We start from the raw sequence: 19,516 nt of genomic DNA, 5'->3' as shown, positions 1-19,516 counted from the left end.
ACCCCCGCCACGGTCCGATCCCCGCGGCCAGATCCCGCCCCCACCCGCACCAACCCCGCCACGGTCCGATCCCCGCGGCCAGATCCCGCCCCCACCCTCACCAACCCCGCCACGGTCCGATCCCCACGGCCGGCTGCCCCGACCGCCCGCCGACCGTGAGAACTCGGTCGAGCGCACCCCCGCGCGCATGGAAGGATCGATCGCATGACTGACGCACCCGCGACCTCGACCTCACGGATCCCCGAGCGGCCCACGCTCGACGGCCTGGAGGAGAAGTGGATGCGGGTCTGGGCCGAGCAGGGCACCTACCGCTTCGACCGGGCCCGCGCCCTGTCGCTGCCTCGCGACCAGGTGTTCGCCATCGACACCCCGCCGCCCACGGCATCCGGCAGCCTGCACGTCGGTCACGTCTTCAGCTACACCCACACCGACTGCATGGCCCGGTACAAGCGGATGCAGGGGCTCGAGGTCTTCTACCCGATCGGCTGGGACGACAACGGTCTGCCCACCGAGCGGCGGGTGCAGAACTTCTACGGGGTGCGCGGCGACGCCAGCCTCCCCTACGTCGACGGCTTCCGGCCACCGTTCACCGAGGGCGTCGACGCGAACGGCAAGGCGGTCAAGGCCTTCGACCAGGTGCCGATCAGCCGTAAGAACTTCATCGAGCTGTGCGACGAGCTCACGGCCGCCGACGAGGTGACCTTCGAGTCGCTCTTCCGCCGGCTCGGGTTCTCCCTCGACTGGGACATCTCCTACCGCACCATCGACGAGCGGTCGCGCGCGGTGGCCCAGCAGGCCTTCCTGCGCAACCTCGCCCGCGGTGAGGCCTACCAGAGCGAGGCCCCGGGCCTTTGGGACGTCACCTTCCAGACGGCCGTCGCCCAGGCCGAGCTCGAGGCGCGCGACTACCCCGGTGCCTACCACCGGGTCGCCTTCCACCGCACCGACGGCACCGACGGCACCGACGCTGAGCCGATCTTCATCGAGACGACCCGCCCCGAGCTCATCCCGTCGGTGGTGGCCCTCATCGCCCACCCCGACGACGAGCGCTACCAGCCGATCTTCGGCAGCACGGTCACCTCGCCCCTCTTCGGGGTCGAGGTGCCGGTGGTGGCCCACCGCCTCGCCGAGATCGACAAGGGCGCCGGCATCGCCATGTGCTGCACCTTCGGTGACCTCACCGACGTGATCTGGTGGCGTGAGCTGCAGCTGCCGATCCGATCGGTCATCACCCGCAACGGGCGCCTGCAGGCCGAGACCCCCGAGTGGCTCGTCGGCGGGCCGGGCGAGAGCCTGTATGCCGCTGAGCTCGCCACGAAGACCACCTTCAGTGCGCGCGAGGCCGTGGTGAGTGCGCTGCGCGAGTCGGGTGACTTGGGCGGTGAACCGGTCAAGACCCAGCGCAAGGCCAACTTCTACGAGAAGGGCGACAAGCCCCTCGAGATCGTCACCTCACGCCAGTGGTACATCCGCAACGGCGGCCGCGACGCCGACCTGCGGGCCGCCCTCGTGGCCCGCGGCGGCGAGGTCGACTTCCACCCGGCCTTCATGCGCTCGCGCTACACCAACTGGGTCGATGGCCTCAACGGCGACTGGCTGGTCTCCCGGCAGCGCTTCTTCGGCGTGCCCTTCCCCGTCTGGTACCCCCTCGACGCCGACGGCGAGATCGACCACGACCACCCGATCACCGCCCCCGAGTCGGCGCTGCCGGTCGACCCGCAGACCGACGTGCCGCAGGGCTACCGTGCTGAGCAGCGCGGTGTGCCAGGCGGGTTCGCCGCCGACCCCGACGTCATGGACACCTGGGCCACGTCGTCGCTCTCGCCGCAGATCGCGACCGGCTGGCCGGTCGCGGATGGCGGCCTGCGCTCTGACGCCGAGCTGTTCGAGGCCATCTTCCCGATGGACCTGCGCCCCCAGGGCCACGACATCATCCGCACCTGGCTCTTCGCCACGGTGGTGCGCGCCCACTTCGAGCACGGAACCGCCCCGTGGCGCAACGCGGCCATCAGCGGCTGGATCCTTGACCCCGACCGCAAGAAGATGAGCAAGAGCAAGGGCAACGCCGAGACGCCCGAGGACGTCGTCGTGGCCAGCGGCGCCGACGCGGTGCGGTACTGGGCGGCATCCGGGCGCCTCGGCACCGACGCGGCCTACGACACCGGCCAGATGAAGGTCGGCCGGCGGCTCGCGATCAAGGTGCTCAACGCCAGCAAGTTCGCGCTCGGTTTCGGTGAGGTCGACAGCTCGGCCCGCGCCGAGCTCGCTGCGGCCGTGACGAACCCGCTCGACCTCGCCATGCTGGCCGCTCTCGGCGACGTGGTCGACAAGGCGACGGCCGGCTTCGAGGCGTGGGACTACACGCGTTCGCTCGAGACCACCGAGACCTTCTTCTGGACCTTCTGCGACGACTACCTCGAGCTGGTCAAGCACCGCGCCTACGGAGGCCAGGGTGAAGCCGCCGCCGCGAGCGCGCGGGCCGCGCTGCGCCTCGCCCTCGAGACCCTCCTGCGGTTGCTGGCCCCGTTCTTGCCGTACGTGACCGAGGAGGTCTGGTCATGGTTCGGTGACGCGTCGTCGGTGCACCGACAGGCGTGGCCGGTGGCCTCCGAGCTGCCCTCCGGCGGTGACCCCACGCTGCTCACTGCGGTCGGGACCGCGCTGGCCGGGGTGCGCCGGGCGAAGTCGGAGGCCAAGGTCGGCATGCGCGCGGAGGTGGCCACCATGACCCTCGCCGGGCCCCCGGCCGCGCTCCACCACGTGCGGGCGTCCGAGGCCGACCTGCGCGCCAGCGGGCACATCACCGACCTGACCTATGCCGACGCCGAAACCCTCGAGGTGCGTGACGCCGTGCTGGTGCCGGTTCCGAAGAAGACCGACTAGCGAGCGAGGTTCGCGACAGGCGCCGTCAGTCGGTAGACCGCGACCGGCCCGGACCGAAACTGCGGCGAGGCCACCCCGGAAAGGCCGGGCGAGACCGGACCGGCCCGTCGGTCGGCGAAGAGCCATCGCACCTCGAGGGCGTACAGCTTGCTGGCCTTCTCGGGGGTCGGCTCGGTGAAGATCCCGTCGTTGAGGGCCAGCAGCGCCGGGTCGTCGAACGGCTGACGGAAGAAGCGCAGGCCACCGCGACCATTGGCGGCCTGGGCGGCATCCGTGTACCCCCACCCCTCGACCAGCACCCGTCGCCCGGTGAGGCCACTGACCCAGAAGGCCCGAGCGTCGCAGCTCGGGGCGGTGGGGGTCGGCAGGCAGTGCACGTTCGTCGCGACGACGTCGAACGGTCTGGCGTGCTGGCCCAGCCAGCGTGCGGCTGCCACCTCGTCGGTCGTCACCAGGTTCGGGTCGGTGGGGGTGGCCACCGCGGGCTTGCCGATAGCGACCCTCGGCGTGGCGACGGCCACGGCACACGTCACGGCTATGAGGGCTCCTACTGCGACCGACACGGTTGCGACTCGGCTCCTACCCCATGGGGCGGTCGTGAGCAGGGCGGCGGCCGCCAGGGCCAGCCCGGCCATGACGAGAGCAGGGGCCCCGCCGACTCCGAACGAGGCAGCCACCCGGCCGGCGGGTACGACCAGAGCGGCCGAGAGCCCGGCCGACGCGACGCCGACCACGACCAGTGCAAACGCGCCCTGGCCCGATCGTCGCCGCGCGACGAGCAGGGCAGCCCCCGCGGCCACCAGCACGACCGTCGCCACCAGCAGCGACCGCTGCAGCGAAGCACTCACGGCGGACACCGGCGGAACCGACGGCGCCGGCCCCCCGGCCCAGCGAGCCAGGGCCAGCAGCAGCGCGCCCAACACGGCACCACCGATCGCAAACCGCAGCGTCGCCCTGCCGCCGGCGCGGTCACGTGACGTCTCGAGCGACCGGCGGTAGCCCCAGAGGGCCAACAGCTGCCAGGCCACGATCCCGATCTTGAGGAAGTAGATCTGTGAGTAGGCCGGATGCCGGATCGTCAGCAGCCCCAGCAGGCCGGCCAGCCCGGTGCCGAGCAGGAACCAGCCGGTCGGGTCGGTGCGCCGGAGGGCACCGACGCCCGCGAACAGCCAGACGTAGCTGACCAGGTACGCCACGACGAGCAGGGCCAGCACCCGGCCGGTCCCGTTCTCGCCGAAACCTGCGAGCGCACCGCCGGACGCGGCCGAAGCGTCCTGCACGAGCCTCCAGGGGCGGGCTGCCTTCAGGGTCGCGAACAGCTGCAGGGTCGAACCGTTCTGCCCCCCGGCCAGCCGGGCCTGGGTGAGCAGCACTACGGCGAGGGCGAGGACAACGCTCGTGAGGGCCGCTCGCAGACGGTGTCGGGCCGCGATCAGAGCGACGAGGCTGGCCAGCGTGAGGCCTCCGACGAGCACCGGCAGCACCGAGCTCTTCGCCCCCGCACAAGCGACCAGCGCTGCCGTGAGCAGCAGCCAGGTGCGGGCTGGCTCTCGTCGCCGCATCGTGCTCACCAGCAGGTCGATCGTCAACAGGGTCAGGGGAACCGCAAAGACCTGCGACGGGCTGTTCACCGCCTCCGCCGAGGCGCCCGAAGGCATGAACCACCCCGAGACCTCGATGCCGGGAGCCACTGCGAAGCAGAAGGCCGCTGCCGCACCGACCCAGGCCGACCCTGACAGCCGGTGACCGACGGCCATGGTGACACCGACGGTGAGCAACAGCAACGGTGGCGCCCAGAGCCGGCCGACGACCGTCACCGGGTCGATCGAGGTCGTGAGGCTCATGGCCGCGAGGTGGGCGTCGCTGAACCAGTGGTAGTAGAACGGCCGACCGGCCACCTGCGCCACCTGCGGCGAGACGGTTCGCATCAGCTCGGCCACGTTGCCGAGGTTCCACAGGTCGTCCTGGTACCAGGCCATCGCCCTGGGTGGCAGGGCCGCACTGCCGAACGACCCGGCGACACCGTGCAGGGCCACGACGAACCCGCCCAGGCCCAGCGCCGCCGCTCCCGTGGGGACCCGCTGCTCGTACGGTCGCACCGAGAAGTGTCGTCGCAGCCGCGGCACCGAGGCGAAGAGCAGCATGACGAGCGCCGGCCACCAGACCAGGTGACTCTGCCAGCCCAGCGCCGTCATCGCCGCCCAGGCCGCCAGCTGGAGCACCAGCCCGGTGCAGGCCCCCAGCGCCAGGTCGCCGACCAACGTCGTCGGCCGTCCACGCACCCACCGGTGCACGAGGATGCCGGGCCCGACCACGCCCCAGGCCCACGCCGCCCAGTAGCCGCCCACGAGCAGGAGAGGCACACCACCTGCCCAGCCCGTCGACGCGATTGCTGTGGTCACCGCCAGCACGCCCCACAGAAGACGGATCCGCACGCTGGGCACAGTACCTGCCGAAGGTGAATTGGAGCGGTACGCGAGATGGGCGCTGGATTAGGGTGTCGTCATGTCACGACGGGGGGTGATCGTCACCACTGTGCTCGGCGTGCTCGTCGCGGCGGCGCTGCTGATCGCCTCGCTGGGGGCCCCGCTCGTGATCGTCAGCCGCCCCGTCAACACCGATGCGGCCTCGCGGGCGCCGGCGCTGACGTTGCCGCCGCTGCCGACGCCTTCCACGACGACCACCTCCTCGACCGGCCCCGCCCAGGGCACCTCGAGCCTCAGCGCCATCTTCGGGGTGCTGCTCGCCGTGCTGGGCGTGGCGGTCGCCGTGCTCATCATCAGCCTCATCGTGGCGGCCATCCGCAGCGCGTTCCGTCGCCCGTCGCTGACCAGCCACACCGAGGCGACCTTTGCGGCCCCACCGGTTCCCGACGAGCTGCTCGGCGGGGCCCGGAAGCGGCTCGAGCTGCTCGAGACCGGGGAGCCGCGCAACGCGATCGTCGCAGCGTGGCTCGACCTCGAACGGGCGGCCGGCGAGACCGGCCTGCCTCGTGACCGAGCCGAGACCTCGACCGAGTACACGGCGCGGGTCATCGGCGTCTGGGAGGTCGACCCGGCCCGGCTCGGTGACCTGGCCGCCCTCTACCGGGAGGCCCGGTTCTCGGTGCACCCGCTCGACGAGGGGCATCGCCGCCGTGCCATCGACGACCTCGCCGTGCTCCACGCCGACCTCGAACGCGTCGCACGGGCACAGCGGGAGGCCACTGTGCCAGACGGGTCGGGTGCACCCTCATGAGCCGGGGTCTCGCCCGCGCCCTCGGTCTGGCCGACGTGGTGGCCGCCGTCCGTCCGTGGCGCCGACGCCTCGTCACCCTGGCGACCGTGTGGCTCGTGGGGCTTCTCGGGGCACAGGTGCTGGGGCTGTCACCCTCGGTGCCCATCTTCTTCGTCGTGCTCGCCTCCCTGTTCTCGTTGACGTGGTTCGTGGTCGACCACACGGCCGCGAACCACCTCACGGTCTGGCCGCTCGTCGACGGACATCTCGGAGCCGGCTCACGCGGCAACGACTTCAGGGTCACCAGCCTCGCCACCCGGCTCGAGGGCGCCAACGCCCGGTCGGAGGGCCGGGAGGCCCTGGTGCGCGACCTGCACCTGCAGCTGAGCCAGATCATCCGCGAACGACTCTTCGCCAAGCACGGGCTGGTCATCGAGGAGGAACCGCGCTGGAGCGAGGGCGTCATGCCTCCCGCGCTGTGGGACTTCATCGTCAGCCTTCCCCCGCCCGACCTCTACCGCCCCGCGCAGCTGGACGGCATCCTGCAACGAATCGAGTCATGGTGACGATGGATCTTCGACAGGTCAGCGCGAACGCGAACGCGATTCTCGACGAGGTGGAGAAGGCCGTCGTGGGCAAGCGCGAGTCGATGCGACTCGTGCTCTCCGGCATCCTCGCCGGGGGCCATGTGCTCATGGAGGACTTTCCCGGCCTCGGCAAGACCCTCGCCGCCCGCAGCTTCGCGCAGACCCTGGGCCTGACCTTCAAGCGGGCCCAGTTCACGCCCGACCTGCTGCCCGGCGACATCACCGGTTCGTTCGTCTACGACCAGCGCGTCGGTGAGTTCGAGTTCCGCGCCGGCCCGATCTTCGCCGGGCTCGTGCTCGCCGACGAGATCAACCGCACCCCACCCAAGACGCAGGCGGCGTTGCTCGAGGCCATGCAGGAGAAGCAGGTCACCGTCGAGGGCCGCACCTTTCCCCTCCCCCAGCCCTTCCACGTGCTCGCGACGGCCAACCCCGTCGAGTACGAAGGCACCTACCCCCTGCCGGAGGCCCAGCTCGACCGTTTCCTGATGCGGGTCTCGTTCGGCTACCCCAGCCTCGAGCAGGAGTGGCAGATCCTCGCCGGGCGGATGCGGCGCCAGCAGGAGGAGCAGACCCTCACCACCGTCGTCACGGGCGAGGAGCTGCTGGAGATGCAGCAGGCCATCGAGGCGACGGTGGTCGACGAGTCGGTCGGACGCTACTGCGTGGCGCTCGCGGCGGCGAGCCGAACGCACAGTGACGTGCTCATGGGCGCCTCCCCACGCGGGTCCCTCGGCCTACTGCTCTGCTCACGCGCCTACGCCGTGGTCGACGGCCGCGACTACGTGCTGCCCGAGGACGTCAAGGCCGTCGCCCGTCCGGTGCTGGCCCACCGGATCACCGTCAAGCCCGAGCTGTGGATGAGCAACGTCAGCGGCTCGGCCGTCGTCGACGCGATCCTGCGAACGGTTCCGGCCCCGGCGGCGCGCGAGAGCCCGTCATCGGCTGAACGTCGGGCCCACCCGGGGCAGACGGCGGGAGGCTGAGCCGCGTGTTGGTGCCCTCACGACGCCAGAAGCGGTCAAGCCGCGCGCTCGGTGCGTGGCAGCCGACCGCGGCCCACGTGCGAGCCCTGGTGCTCTCGGCCGCGGCCGCCGTGGCCGCCGTGATCGGCCGGCGCGCCGACCTGCTCGTCATCGTCGCGCCGTTGGCGGTCGCCGCGGCATGGGGCCAGCTCGCCCGCCCGCGCGTGGAGTCGACCGGTACCGCCGAGATCGCGACGACCACGTTGCGGGAAGGCGAGGCGAGCACCATCGTGGTGCGGGCCGAGCCGATGGGTGACGACCTCGAGGGGGTGGCCACCCTGGCCCTGGCCCCGTGGGTCGAGCGCCGGCCCTCCACCGGCACCGTCATGATGGAAGACGGACGAGCCGCGATCGCCGTACGCACCACCCGGTGGGGCCGACGCCAGGTCGGCACCGTGAGCCTCTCGCTCACCAGCACCTGGGATGCGTTCCGGGTCGGGCCCGTCGACCTGCCCGACCTGTCGACCGAGACCCTTCCGGTGCCCGCTGCTTTCGACACCACCGCGCCCACACCGCATCCACGCGGTGTCGTGGGGCAGAACCGCAGCTCGAGGCCAGGCTCGGGCAGCGAGTTCAACACCATCCGCGAGTTTCACCCGGGCGACCGGCTGCGCCGCATCCACTGGCCGGTCTCGATGCGCACGGGTCGGCTGCACGTCACCTCGACGTACACCGACGAGGACGCCCACGTGTTCGTGCTGCTCGACGCCTACAGCGATCTCGGCCCCCGGGAGGGTATCGACGGGCGGCCGACGAGCCTCGATGTCACGGTGCGCGCGGCCGGCGCCATCGCGGAGCACTTCCTGCGCTCGGGCGACCGGCTGACCCTGCGCACCGTGGGAGCGGCCGACGTGCCGCTCCTGCCCATCGGGTCGGGAACCGGCCACCTGCGGCGAGTGCTCGACCTGCTGGCCTCGATCGCGCCGGCGACCGAGCGACGCGACGAGGGGGAACGCGCCATCCGCGGCATCGACCCCATGGCGCTGTGCCTCGTACTCACCCCCCTCATCGACCCGTCCATGGTCGAGCTGTCCCACCGCCTTGCAGCGCGGGGGCTGACGGTGGTGCTCGTCGACACCTTCCCGCCCCACCTGGTCGACAACCCCCAGAACGCCTACCAGTCGCTCGCCTGGCGGGTGCGCCTGCTCTCGCGCGAGGCGCAGGTGTCGAGCCTGATCGCCCGCGGGGTGCCGGTCGTGCCGTGGCGAGGTCCCGGGTCGCTCGACCACGTGCTGCGTGACGTGGCCAGACGGTCGGCCGCGCCACGTCTGGTCAGGCGGTGAGCTGATGTCAGAGCGACCGCCCGTCTCGATGAGCACCCCCGTGGCCACCAAGACCCGAACGCTCCGCTTCGGCACCGGCCCCGAGTGGTCGTCGCACCAGCTGGCGCTGACCGCGGCCAACACCCTGGGCGTGGGCATGTACCTCGCCGCCCTGAACGTTGCGGCAGGCGGGTTTCCCGGCGCCTGCTGGCTGCTCCTCGTCGTGCCGGCCACCACGATGTCGTTCGCCGGCTCCGGGCTCTCGCTGGGCGTCATGGGGGTGCTGCTCTACGGCTGGTTCATCCTGGTGCCCGCCGGGAGCTTCACCTGGTGGAGCCTCCCGGCGGCGGCCGGTCTGCTGCTCTCACACTCAGCGGCGTCGCTGAGTGCCACCGCCCCACCGACCGCGCGGTTCAGCCGGAACCAGCTGCGACGACGGCTCCGAGCACATCTGGTCGCCCTGTCGGCGGCCGTCGTGATGGCGGCCGGAGCCGCCGTGCTGTCGGGTCGCAATCTCGGGCCCAGCCCGGTGGCGTACGCGATCGGCCTGGTCGGTGTGGCGGCCGGCCTGTGGCTGGCCCGGACCAACCCGCCCCGCCCCCGCGACTGACCGATCGCCCCACCGACCGTTGAGATCTCAAGGGTTCGGTTGCGAACCAGCTGACAGCGACGTACGCTTGCATGGAACGAAACAGTTTCGTTCCATGTGGTCCTGGCCAGCGAGAGCAAGAGCCCAAAGGGGGAGAGTATGAGCGGTCCGTCCAGCACGACGCCCGACGTTCCTGCCTCCGCCCACCCCCATGGTGGCTCGCGTCCGCGTGTGGTCGGCGAGCGGGAGACCGAGATCCTGCGCGCCGCCGTCGACGTGCTGCGAGACGTGGGCTACGACCGTCTCACCTTCGACGCGGTGGCCGCCGCTGCCCGTGCCTCGAAGGCCACCCTCTACCGACGGTGGCCGAACAAGCGTGAGCTGGTGGTTGACGCGGTCGGGCTGCTCGTGGGCTGCCCCGCCGAGCGCGACCCGAACACCGGGTCGCTGCGCGGTGACCTCATCGGTCAGGCCTGCGCCGACGGTGGTCTCGACGACGCCGTGGTCAGCGAGACGTGGGCGGCCCTGCTGCCGGTGATCCACCGCGACCCCGAGCTGGCGACCGAGCTGCACGCCCGCTTCATCGCGCCCAAGACCGATGCTGCCCGCGTCGTGCTGCGCAACGCCCAGCAGCGAGGTGAGCTCGGCCCCGACGCCGATCTCGAGACGCTGCTCTCCATTCTTCCTGCCCTGTCGATCCACGAGGCCATGCTCTCGGGGAAGCGACCCGGCCCGGAACGCATCACCCAGCTCGTGGACACCGTTGTCCTCCCGGCGTGCGCCGCCACCCTCAGCAGATCCGACCGTGCTGCGGCACGGCCTGGTCGCTGACAGCGCCGCAGCCACCATCACCCCAAGCACGTCCGAGAGGAAACCCATGTCTTCAACCACCGTCGACGAGGTCGGTCAACCGTCCGACCCGTCGATGACGGCATCCGGTGATGCGGTCATCCCGAAAAAGCTCGGGCTGGCGCTCATCGTCATCTGCGCCGCCCAGCTCATGATCGTGCTCGACGGCACCATCGTGAACATCGCCCTGCCCCACATCGAGACCGACCTGGGCTTCAGCCAGGCCAACCTCCAGTGGGTCATCACCATCTACGCTCTCGCCTTCGGCGGCGTGCTGTTGCTCGGTGGGCGCCTCGGTGACCTGTACGGACGCCGCCGCATGTTCGTCTGGGGCATCGTGCTCTTCACCCTCTCGTCGCTCGCCGCCGGCCTGGCCCAGAACGAGCAGACGATCCTCATCGCCCGGGCCGTCCAGGGCCTCGGCGGCGCCCTCGCCGCGCCCAACGCGCTCGCCCTGATCACCACCACCTTCCCGGCCGGTAGGGAACGCAACCGCGCCATGGGCGTGTTCGCCGCCATGTCCGGCGCCGGCGCTGCCATCGGCCTCATCCTCGGCGGCGCCTTGACCGAGATCGACTGGCGTTGGAACTTCTTCATCAACCTCCCGATCGGCGTTGTCGTCGCCGTGCTCGGCCAGCGCATCCTCACCGAGAGCGACGACGGTCGGGGCTCGATCGACGTTCCCGGGGCCATCACCTCGATCGCGGGCCTGTCGGCGCTCGTGTACGGGCTGACCCACGCGGCCAGCAGCTCGTGGGGTGACACCACCACCGTCAGCTTCCTTGCTGCCGGAGTGGCGCTGCTCGTGGCCTTCGTCGTCATCGAGACGCGCGTCTCGCACCCGCTGCTGCCGATGCGCATCCCCGGCAACCGCACCCGCGGCACCTCGTACTTCGTGATGCTCATCGTCGGCGCGGCCATGTTCGCGATGTTCTACTTCCTCGGCATCTACATCCAGACGATCCTGGGCTACTCGGCCCTCAAGACCGGTCTCGCCTTCCTGCCGTTCTCGGTCGGCATCGTCGTGGCCGCCCAGGTCGCCTCCCAGCTCATCTCGCGCGTCGACCCGCGCTGGATCTCCGGCACCGGGGCCGGCCTCGCCGCCCTCGGCATGTGGGGCTTCACCCACCTGACGCCCCAGAGCACCTACACGGCGGACCTGATGCCCTGGATCGTCGTGCTCGCTCTCGGGCTCGGCCTGATCTTCGTACCGATGACCCTGACCGCCGTGCACGCCGTGGCCCATGAGGACTCCTCCGTCGCCTCGGCGGTGCTCAACACCATGCAGCAGGTCGGTGGCACGCTCGGGCTCGCAACGTTGAGCACCATCTTCGTCAACAACCTCGCCGACCGGGCGGCCGAGCTGACGGCCGCACTGCCCCAGGGCGGACCGGCCCCGACCGCAGAGCAGCTGGCTGCGACCAAGGCCATGATCCAGGCCGAGGCCTTCAGCTACGGCGCCAGCCGGGCCTACCTCGTCGCCGCGATCATGATCGCGGCCGCCGGAGTCATCGTGCTGGTCTTCCTCACCGTCAAGCACGAGGAGCTGGCCAGCGACGGCGCCGCGCCCGTCCACGCGGGCTGAGAAACCGTACGAAAGTGGCCACTCGACCTGCCCGGTCGAGTGGCCACTTTCGTACCGGGCGTCAGGATGCGTTGACGACGCGGTCGGCCCAGACCGCGGCCCAGGGCACGTCCCAGCCACCCAGCGCCAGCGACCGGTTGACGAAGGCTTCGCGTCGCAGGGCGACCACTCGACCGGCCGACGGCTCGTAGACGTCGAGCTCCGACGCCCCGGTGGCGGGCAGAACGAGCACGACGTGTCGCGGGAGCCAACGGTTGCCGACGTAGAGCAGCGCCGGCCGACCAGGTTCCACGCGCGAGCACAGGTTCGCGAACTCCCGCTCGAGGCTGCGGGGTGAGCCGACCCGCAGCGGGCGCACCGCGAACCGCTCGCCGGGAGCGCCGATCCCCAGCTCGAGCTCGTGGCGGGCACCCCACGGCGGAGTGCCCAAGGCTCGCGGCCACGGCAGCTGCAGCCGTCCGCCGCCCCCGAAGAGGGCGTTGGTACGGCCCACGACGACCTGCTCGTAGCAGGCGAAGCGTTCGGATGCCGTCACCTCGACCGCTGCCGACGGCCCGGCATCCGCGTCGACCTCCCGAGCGAGACCGAGCGTGATCCACCTCGCGAACCACGGGTCGGCCAGCATGCGGGCCACGGTCAACGAGGCGGAGCCACAGGTGGTCGGCGACTGCTGGCGGGGGGCGGCATCCCCCAGCTGCAGCCGAAACGGCGTCACCACCGGGCCTCAGCCCTCAGGCGGACTCCTTGCGTGGGCGCTTGGCCCGCGGCTCGGCGGGGCGACGCACGATCGTCGGCAGCACGTTGTGGCGCACGACCTCCTCGGTCACGACCACCCGGGCGATGTCGTCGTCGCTCGGCACGTCGAACATGACCGGCAGGAGCACCTCCTCCATGATCGCCCGGAGGCCTCGCGCGCCCGTGCCCCGCAACAGGGCCTGGTCGGCCACCGCCTCGATCGCGTCGGCGGTGAACTCGAGCTCGACGCCGTCGATCTCGAACATCTTCTGGTACTGCCGCACGAGCGCGTTGCGCGGCACCGTGAGGATGTTGACCAGCGCCTGCTGGTCGAGCGGCGTCAGCGTCGTCAGCACCGGCAGGCGCCCGATGAACTCGGGGATGAGCCCGAACTTCAGCAGGTCTTCAGGCATCACGTCGCTGAAGCTGTCGCCGACGTCCTTCGGGTTGTGCAGCGGCTGACCGAAGCCCAGCCCCTTGCGCCCCGAACGGGACTCGATGATCTTCTCGAGCCCCGAGAACGCGCCACCGACGATGAAGAGCACGTTCGTGGTGTCGATCTGGATGAACTCCTGGTGCGGGTGCTTGCGGCCCCCCTGCGGCGGCACGGAAGCCGTGGTGCCTTCGAGGATCTTCAGGAGGGCCTGCTGAACCCCCTCGCCCGACACGTCGCGGGTGATCGACGGGTTCTCGCTCTTACGGGCGATCTTGTCGACCTCGTCGATGTAGATGATGCCCGTCTCGGCCTTCTTGACGTCGTAGTCGGCCGCCTGGATCAGCTTGAGCAGGATGTTCTCGACGTCTTCACCGACGTAGCCGGCCTCGGTCAGCGCGGTCGCGTCGGCGATGGCGAACGGCACGTTGAGCATCTTGGCCAGGGTCTGCGCCAGGTAGGTCTTGCCCGACCCGGTCGGCCCGATGAGCAGGATGTTGCTCTTGGCGATCTCGACGTGGTCGTCGTCGCGCGCCCCACCCTCGCCCGCCTGGATGCGCTTGTAGTGGTTGTAGACCGCGACGGCCAGCGACTTCTTGGCGATGTCCTGGCCGATGACGTAGTTCTCGAGGAAGTCGAAGATCTCCCGCGGCTTGGGCAGGTGGTCCAGGCCCAGCTCGCTGCTCTCGGCGAGCTCTTCCTCGATGATCTCGTTGCACAGGTCGATGCACTCGTCACAGATGTACACACCCGGACCGGCGATCAGCTTCTTGACCTGTTTCTGGCTCTTTCCGCAGAAGGAGCACTTGAGCAGGTCCCCGCCTTCTCCGATGCGTGCCACTGGAAGCTCCTGGTCCGTCGACGACTACGGCGCAGGAGGCGCCCCGACCGCTCCCTGCCCGCCCCGACCCCGGGGCACCCCCCTATTAGACGACTCACCGGCCGGTCACCGATAGCGCAACGCCGTTTGTCCGCTGATGGCGGACAAACGGCGCCCCGGCCCCCATGGCCGGAAAATCGGCCCCGGTCAGCTTCCCGTGGTGATCGGTACTACGTCGGCAGCACCCTTGCGGGCGGCATCGGCGGTCGCGTCGTCGGGCATCTGCTGGCTCTCGCGCTCGGCCTCGACCCGCGCGAGGTAGTGCTCCACCTCGCGAGCCATCTGCTCCTGCGTCCAGCCCAGCACCGGAGCCATCAGCTCGGCCGCCTCGCGGCACGAGTCGGTGCCTCGGTCGAAGGTCTCGATCGAGATGCGCGTGCGCCTCGTGAGCACGTCGTCGAGGTGGCGAGCGCCCTCGTGGGTGGTGGCGTAGACGACCTCGGCCCGGAGGTAGTCCTCGGCCCCGCCCAGTGGTTCGCCGAGCGAGGGGTCGGCCTCGATGAGCTCCAGCACCTCGCTCGTCAGCGACCCGTAGCGGTTCAGCAGATGCTCGACGCGCACCTCGTGCAGGCCGCTCTGCTCGGCCAGCAGATGACGCTGGTTCCACAGGGCCGTGTAGCCCTCGGCGCCGAGGAGCGGGATCTCCTCGGTGCAGCACGGCGGGATCCGTCGGTCGTGGGTGGCGTCGAGCCCGTGCACAGCCTCGTCGACGGCATCCTTGGCCATGATCCGGTAGGTCGTGTACTTGCCACCGGCGACGACGACCAGCCCGGGCACCGTGTGGGCGACGGCGTGCTCACGCGAGAGCTTCGACGTGGAGTCGGACTCCCCCGCGAGCAACGGCCGCAGCCCGGCGTAGACGCCTTCGACGTCGGCCCGGGTCAGGGGTGTCTCGAGCACCTCGTTGACGTGGCGCAGCAGGTAGTCGATGTCACCCTGGCTGGCCGCCGGGTGGGCCTTGTCGAGCTCCCAGTCGGTGTCGGTGGTGCCGATCAGCCAGTGTCGGCCCCACGGGATGACGAACAGCACCGACTTCTCGGTGCGCAGGATCAGCCCTGACGACGACCGGATGCGGTCACGCGGGACCACCAGGTGGATGCCCTTGCTGGCGCGCACGTGGAACTGCCCCCGCTCGCCCACCATCGCCTGGGTGTCATCGGTCCACACGCCGGTGGCGTTGATCACCTGTCGAGCGGTGATCGTGAAGCTCCGGTCGGACTCGAGGTCGTGCACCACGGCCCCGGTGACCCGCTCGCCTTCACGCAGCAGCTGGGTGACCCGCGCGCGGGAGGCGACGTGCGCCCCGTAGGCGGCGGCGGTGCGGGAGAGGAACATCGTGTGCCGGGCGTCGTCGACCTGAGCGTCGTAGTACTGCAGGGCGCCGATCAGGGCGTCTTTGCGCAACGACGGGACGACCCGTCGAGCGCCCCGTCGCGTGAGGTGTCGGTGCAGGGGCACGCCGGCGCCATGACCGGAGGCCTTCGACAGGGCGTCGTAGAGGGCCACGCCCGACCCGGCGTAGGCCCGCTCCCACACCCGGCCCTTCAGGGGATAGACGAACGACACCGGTTTGACCAGGTGAGGGGCCAGCGTCTCGAGCATCAGCCCGCGTTCCTTCAGCGCCTCGGCGACCAGACGGAAGTCGAGCATCTCGAGGTAGCGCAGACCGCCATGGATGAGCTTGCTCGAGCGGCTCGAGGTGCCGGAGGCGTAGTCACGCGCCTCCACCAGCCCGACGCGCAGGCCCCGGGTGGCAGCGTCGAGGGCGGCGCCGCCACCCACCACCCCGCCGCCGATGACCAACACGTCCAGCGTGTCTCGAGCCATCTCCTCGAGGGCGGCGTCTCGTAGCTGGGGAGACAGGGGGGCGGTACGCATCAGCTTCCTCTCGGCACGTGCAGCACGCGCACTGGTGGTGGGATGGGGGCACAGAGCCGGAGCGGTCTCATTCGACGTCGACCCAGTCGAGTGAGCGGGTGACGGCCTTCTTCCACCAGGCGTACCCGGTCTCGCGCCGCTCCTCGCTCCAGGTGGGCTGCCAGCGCTTCGACTCGTTCCAGTTCTCTCGCAGCTCGTCGGTGGTCGCCCAGAAGCCCACGGCCAGGCCGGCCGCGTAGGCCGCGCCCAGTGCGGTGGTCTCGGCGACCACCGGACGGCTGACCGGAACCCCGAGCACGTCGGCCTGGATCTGCATGCACAGCTCGTTGGCGGTCACGCCGCCATCGACCTTGAGCACCTCGAGCTTGACGCCGGAGTCCTGCTCCATCGCGACGACCACGTCGCGGCTCTGGTAGCAGATGGCCTCCAGCGTGGCGCGCGCCACGTGTGCGTTGGTGTTGAAACGCGACAGCCCGACGATGACGCCACGCGCGTCGGAGCGCCAGTGGGGAGCGAAGAGGCCCGAGAACGCCGGCACGAAGTACACGCCGCCGTTGTCGTCGACCTGCCGGGCCAGCGACTCGGACTGGGAGGCTCCACTGATGATGCCGAGCTGGTCGCGGAGCCACTGGATGGCCGAGCCCGTGACGGCGATCGACCCCTCCAGGGCGTAGACGGCGTCGTCGTCGCCGAACTTGTACGCCACCGTGGTCAGCAGGCCGTTCTCGGAGCGGACGATCTCGGTGCCGGTGTTGAGCAGCATGAAGTTGCCCGTGCCGTACGTGTTCTTGGCCTCTCCCGGGGCGAAGCAGACCTGGCCGACCGTGGCTGCCTGCTGGTCGCCGAGGTCACCCGTGATGGACACCCCACCCCGGAAGGGGCCGGTGGCACGCGTCGTGCCGTAGCCCTCGGGGCACGACGACGGCTTGATCTCGGGAAGCATCGAGCGCGGGACGCCGAAGAAGCCCATCAGCTCTTCGTCCCAGTCGAGCGTCTCGAGGTTCATCATCATCGTGCGGCTGGCGTTGGTGACGTCGGTGACGTGCACCCCGCCGTCGGTGCCCCCGGTCAGCTGCCAGATCAACCAGCTGTCGGTCGTACCGAAGATCGCGTCACCCTTCTCGGCCGCCTCCCGCACGCCGTCGACGTTCTCGAGGATCCACTGGATCTTTCCCCCGGCGAAGTAGGTCGCGGGCGGCAGGCCGGCCTTGGCGCGGATGACGTCGCCACGCCCGTCGCGGTCGAGAGCCGAGGCGATGCGGTCGGTGCGGGTGTCCTGCCAGACGATGGCGTTGTAGTAGGGCCGGCCCGTGGTTCTGTCCCAGACGACCGTCGTCTCGCGCTGGTTGGTGATGCCGAGCGCGACGAGGTCAGAGCTGGTGAGGTTGGCCTTGCCGAGTGCCGTCTGGATCACCGAGGAGGTGCGTTCCCAGATCTCGACGGGGTTGTGCTCGACCCAGCCCGCCTGGGGCAGGATCTGCTCGTGCTCGAGCTGGTGGCGGGCCACCTCGTTGCCCGAGTGGTCGAAGATCATGAAGCGCGTGCTGGTCGTGCCCTGGTCGATCGAACCCACGTACTTCGCCATGAGTGCTCCTTTGCGATGTGGCTGGTCTCGATCTTGGCGCAGTTCCGACACCACGGCACACCCACCGCGATCTCGGCGTGCCGGCACACGGATGCCGCTGGGCCCGCTCGGTCACCCGATGGGTCCAGCGGCATCCGACTGGCGTGAGACGCGTCGACTCAGGTCTCGAGCGAGGCCTTGCGTGACGAGAGCACCTCGTCGATGAGGCCGTACTCCATGGCCTCGGCCGACGAGAGGATCTTGTCGCGCTCGATGTCGCTCTGCACCTGCTCCGAGGAACGGCCGGTGTGGTGGGCCAGGGTGTCCTCGAGCCAGGTGCGCATGCGCAGCACCTCGTTGGCCTGGATCTCGATGTCGGACGCCTGACCGTACTCACCGCCCGAGAGGGCCGGCTGGTGGATCAGGATGCGCGCGTTCGGCAGGGCGAAGCGCTTCTTGGGGGCGCCGGCTCCGAGCAGCACTGCGGCGGCTGAGGCGGCCTGCCCGATGACGAAGGTCTGGATGTCGGGCCGGACGAACTGCATCGTGTCGTAGATGGCCGTCATCGCCGTGAACGAGCCACCGGGGCTGTTGATGTACATCAGGATGTCGCGGTCAGGATCGAGCGACTCGAGCACCAGCAGCTGGGCGATGATGTCGTCGGCCGAGGCGTCGTCGACCTGCACCCCGAGGAAGATGATGCGGTCCTCGAAGAGCTTGTTGTAGGGGTCGGAACGCTTCATGCCGTAGGCGGTGCGCTCCTCGAACTGCGGCAGGATGTAGCGGCTCGACGGCTGGGCAGCGTCGCCGAGGCGCGCGGTGGGGTTGATCATCATGTCTGTCTCCAAAATCCTTGGGATGCCGTCGTGCTCAGGCGTTGTCGGTGGCGCCGGAGGTGTCGACGCCCGGGCCGTCGGTCTTGGCCTCGGCCTGGCCCACGCTGGAGCCCTCGACGGCCTGGCCGGCGCTGGTGAAGACGTGGTCGACGAAGCCGTACTCCTTGGCCTCCTGCGCGCTGAACCACCGGTCACGGTCGGAGTCACGGGTGATCTGCTCTTCGGTCTGGCCCGTGTGCTCGGCGATGAGCATGGCCATCTGCTGCTTGACGTAGAGCATCTGCTCAGCCTGGATCTTGATGTCGGTGGCCGTGCCGCCGATGCCGCCGGAGGGCTGGTGCATCATGACGCGGGCGTGGGGGGTGGCGTAGCGCTTCCCCTGGGTTCCGGCCGACAGCAGGAACTGGCCCATCGAGGCAGCCATGCCCATGGCCACGGTCGCCACGTCGTTGGGGATCCAGTTCATCGTGTCGAAGATGGCCATGCCGGCCGAGATCGACCCACCGGGGCTGTTGATGTAGAGCCAGATGTCGGCCTCGGGGTCTTCGGCCGACAGCAGCAGCAGCTGCGCCGCGATCGCGTTCGCGTTGTCGTCGCGCACGTCTGAGCCCAGGAAGATGATGCGTTCCTTGAGCAGGCGGTTGTAGATGTGGTCGTCCAGACCACTCGGCATGCCGTTGCCGTTGGCGGAGGTCTGCGAAGTCACCCAAGTCTCCATCGTCGAAGTGTGTCCAGTCGGCCGCACCGCGGTCTGCAGGTGCCGGCTGGCTCGTCACTGACCCTAACGCGCGAGGTACGAGGGAGATTTCCCATTGGCGCGCTGTTCGCCCTGAGCAGACAAACCGCAGACGCCGGTCAGCTCATCGACCCACCGTCCTGGCCCGACTCCCCCGCGTCCGATGCCATCCGCGCCTCGTCACCGTCGACGGCGTCGTCGCCCGACGCGTCGTCGAACGAGCCGTTGCCCTGCGCCTGCTCGAGGGAGTGCTCACGCGGTGCGTTGGTGGCGCTGCTGCCATCGAGGTTGCCGCGCTCGGCGTCGGACTGCTCGACGCTGGTCGGGGTGGCTTTCCGGGTGTCTTCGGTGTCGTCGCTGATGCTGTTCATCACTGGGTCCTCACGGTCGTCGTCGAGGCCGTCGATCGGCCATCCTCGACCTACCCGTTGCGACCCGCCCTCGACCGAGACGCGTGA

General features: G+C 70.2%; 16 protein-coding genes. 8 read left to right on the top strand and 8 right to left on the bottom strand.

The annotated features are described in order from the left end of the window. The first annotated feature begins 204 nt into the window (after window positions 1–204). Window positions 205–2,883 (top strand): valine--tRNA ligase, encoded by a 2,679-nt coding sequence (valS, locus tag BA895_RS15370; protein ID WP_070192773.1) that lies wholly within the window; start codon window positions 205–207, stop codon window positions 2,881–2,883. On the opposite strand, the gene BA895_RS15365 is transcribed toward valS, so the two are convergent. Beyond that, the gene (locus tag BA895_RS15365; protein WP_139142697.1) at window positions 2,880–5,318 is read right to left on the bottom strand and encodes a hypothetical protein; all 2,439 of its coding nucleotides are present in this window, start codon (window positions 5,316–5,318) and stop codon (window positions 2,880–2,882) included. The genes valS and BA895_RS15365 overlap by 4 nt on opposite strands. 70 nt (window positions 5,319–5,388) lie before the next feature. On the opposite strand from BA895_RS15365, the gene BA895_RS15360 reads away from it, so the two are divergent. The 7 genes from BA895_RS15360 (at window position 5,389) to BA895_RS15330 (ending at window position 11,996) form a co-directional block, all read left to right on the top strand. Next, window positions 5,389–6,120, top strand: a complete 732-nt coding sequence (locus BA895_RS15360) for a DUF4129 domain-containing protein (protein WP_070192771.1) — start codon at window positions 5,389–5,391, stop codon at window positions 6,118–6,120. After that, window positions 6,117–6,665, top strand: a complete 549-nt coding sequence (locus tag BA895_RS15355) for a hypothetical protein (RefSeq protein ID WP_070192770.1) — start codon at window positions 6,117–6,119, stop codon at window positions 6,663–6,665. The genes BA895_RS15360 and BA895_RS15355 overlap by 4 nt, the downstream gene beginning before the upstream one ends. Beyond that, window positions 6,659–7,672: a MoxR family ATPase gene (locus BA895_RS15350; RefSeq protein WP_070192769.1), complete on the top strand. Its 1,014-nt coding sequence runs from the start codon at window positions 6,659–6,661 to the stop codon at window positions 7,670–7,672. The genes BA895_RS15355 and BA895_RS15350 overlap by 7 nt, the downstream gene beginning before the upstream one ends. A 5-nt stretch (window positions 7,673–7,677) precedes the next feature. Further along, entirely contained in the window at window positions 7,678–8,994 is a 1,317-nt protein-coding gene (locus tag BA895_RS15345; protein WP_254666497.1) for a DUF58 domain-containing protein, read from the top strand. Window positions 8,995–8,998: 4 nt separating this feature from the next. Beyond that, on the top strand, window positions 8,999–9,583 hold the full coding sequence (locus BA895_RS15340) for a hypothetical protein (RefSeq protein WP_254666496.1): 585 nt from the start codon (window positions 8,999–9,001) through the stop codon (window positions 9,581–9,583). Between the two features lie 138 nt (window positions 9,584–9,721). Beyond that, complete coding sequence (locus BA895_RS15335; RefSeq protein WP_070192768.1) at window positions 9,722–10,393, top strand: TetR/AcrR family transcriptional regulator; 672 nt, start codon at window positions 9,722–9,724, stop codon at window positions 10,391–10,393. Between the two features lie 46 nt (window positions 10,394–10,439). After that, window positions 10,440–11,996 carry a DHA2 family efflux MFS transporter permease subunit gene (locus BA895_RS15330; RefSeq protein ID WP_070192778.1) on the top strand — a complete coding sequence of 519 codons (1,557 nt, stop codon included), beginning with the start codon at window positions 10,440–10,442 and terminating at the stop codon, window positions 11,994–11,996. 61 nt (window positions 11,997–12,057) lie between these two features. Here the strand turns inward: BA895_RS15330 and BA895_RS15325 are convergent, their stop codons facing one another. The 7 genes from BA895_RS15325 to BA895_RS15295 form a co-directional block, all read right to left on the bottom strand. Then, window positions 12,058–12,711 (bottom strand): hypothetical protein, encoded by a 654-nt coding sequence (locus tag BA895_RS15325; RefSeq protein WP_254666495.1) that lies wholly within the window; start codon window positions 12,709–12,711, stop codon window positions 12,058–12,060. A 16-nt stretch (window positions 12,712–12,727) separates the two neighbouring features. Next, window positions 12,728–14,005 (bottom strand): ATP-dependent Clp protease ATP-binding subunit ClpX, encoded by a 1,278-nt coding sequence (clpX, locus tag BA895_RS15320; RefSeq protein WP_070192766.1) that lies wholly within the window; start codon window positions 14,003–14,005, stop codon window positions 12,728–12,730. Window positions 14,006–14,191: 186 nt separating this feature from the next. Then, entirely contained in the window at window positions 14,192–15,922 is a 1,731-nt protein-coding gene (locus BA895_RS15315) for a glycerol-3-phosphate dehydrogenase/oxidase (protein WP_070192765.1), read from the bottom strand. Between the two features lie 67 nt (window positions 15,923–15,989). Further along, window positions 15,990–17,507, bottom strand: coding sequence for a glycerol kinase GlpK (gene glpK / locus BA895_RS15310; RefSeq protein ID WP_070192764.1), 1,518 nt, complete (start codon window positions 17,505–17,507; stop codon window positions 15,990–15,992). 158 nt (window positions 17,508–17,665) lie between these two features. Then, entirely contained in the window at window positions 17,666–18,322 is a 657-nt protein-coding gene (locus BA895_RS15305) for an ATP-dependent Clp protease proteolytic subunit (protein WP_070192763.1), read from the bottom strand. Window positions 18,323–18,356: 34 nt separating this feature from the next. Then, a complete protein-coding gene (locus BA895_RS15300) occupies window positions 18,357–19,040 on the bottom strand; it encodes an ATP-dependent Clp protease proteolytic subunit (RefSeq protein ID WP_070192762.1) in 684 nt (227 codons plus the stop codon). Window positions 19,041–19,177: 137 nt separating this feature from the next. Then, complete coding sequence (locus tag BA895_RS15295; protein ID WP_070192761.1) at window positions 19,178–19,429, bottom strand: hypothetical protein; 252 nt, start codon at window positions 19,427–19,429, stop codon at window positions 19,178–19,180. Window positions 19,430–19,516: the final 87 nt, after the last annotated feature.

Source organism: Humibacillus sp. DSM 29435 (assembly GCF_001758225.1).
Classification (GTDB): domain Bacteria; phylum Actinomycetota; class Actinomycetes; order Actinomycetales; family Dermatophilaceae; genus DSM-29435.
The sequence above is the reverse complement of the archived record's forward strand: the minus strand, read 5'-3'. Positions and strand labels throughout refer to the sequence as shown.

What these genes read in the sequence shown, in the direction of transcription:
- valS (WP_070192773.1), top strand. Translation starts at nt 205, where the DNA reads ATGACTGACGCACCCGCGACCTCGACCTCACGGATCCCCGAGCGGCCC.
- BA895_RS15360 (WP_070192771.1), top strand. Translation starts at nt 5,389, where the DNA reads ATGTCACGACGGGGGGTGATCGTCACCACTGTGCTCGGCGTGCTCGTC.
- BA895_RS15355 (WP_070192770.1), top strand. Translation starts at nt 6,117, where the DNA reads ATGAGCCGGGGTCTCGCCCGCGCCCTCGGTCTGGCCGACGTGGTGGCC.
- BA895_RS15350 (WP_070192769.1), top strand. Translation starts at nt 6,659, where the DNA reads ATGGTGACGATGGATCTTCGACAGGTCAGCGCGAACGCGAACGCGATT.
- BA895_RS15340 (WP_254666496.1), top strand. Translation starts at nt 8,999, where the DNA reads ATGTCAGAGCGACCGCCCGTCTCGATGAGCACCCCCGTGGCCACCAAG.
- BA895_RS15335 (WP_070192768.1), top strand. Translation starts at nt 9,722, where the DNA reads ATGAGCGGTCCGTCCAGCACGACGCCCGACGTTCCTGCCTCCGCCCAC.
- BA895_RS15330 (WP_070192778.1), top strand. Translation starts at nt 10,440, where the DNA reads ATGTCTTCAACCACCGTCGACGAGGTCGGTCAACCGTCCGACCCGTCG.
- BA895_RS15315 (WP_070192765.1), bottom strand. Translation starts at nt 15,922, where the DNA reads ATGCGTACCGCCCCCCTGTCTCCCCAGCTACGAGACGCCGCCCTCGAG.
- glpK (WP_070192764.1), bottom strand. Translation starts at nt 17,507, where the DNA reads ATGGCGAAGTACGTGGGTTCGATCGACCAGGGCACGACCAGCACGCGC.
- BA895_RS15305 (WP_070192763.1), bottom strand. Translation starts at nt 18,322, where the DNA reads ATGATGATCAACCCCACCGCGCGCCTCGGCGACGCTGCCCAGCCGTCG.
- BA895_RS15300 (WP_070192762.1), bottom strand. Translation starts at nt 19,040, where the DNA reads ATGGAGACTTGGGTGACTTCGCAGACCTCCGCCAACGGCAACGGCATG.
- BA895_RS15295 (WP_070192761.1), bottom strand. Translation starts at nt 19,429, where the DNA reads ATGAACAGCATCAGCGACGACACCGAAGACACCCGGAAAGCCACCCCG.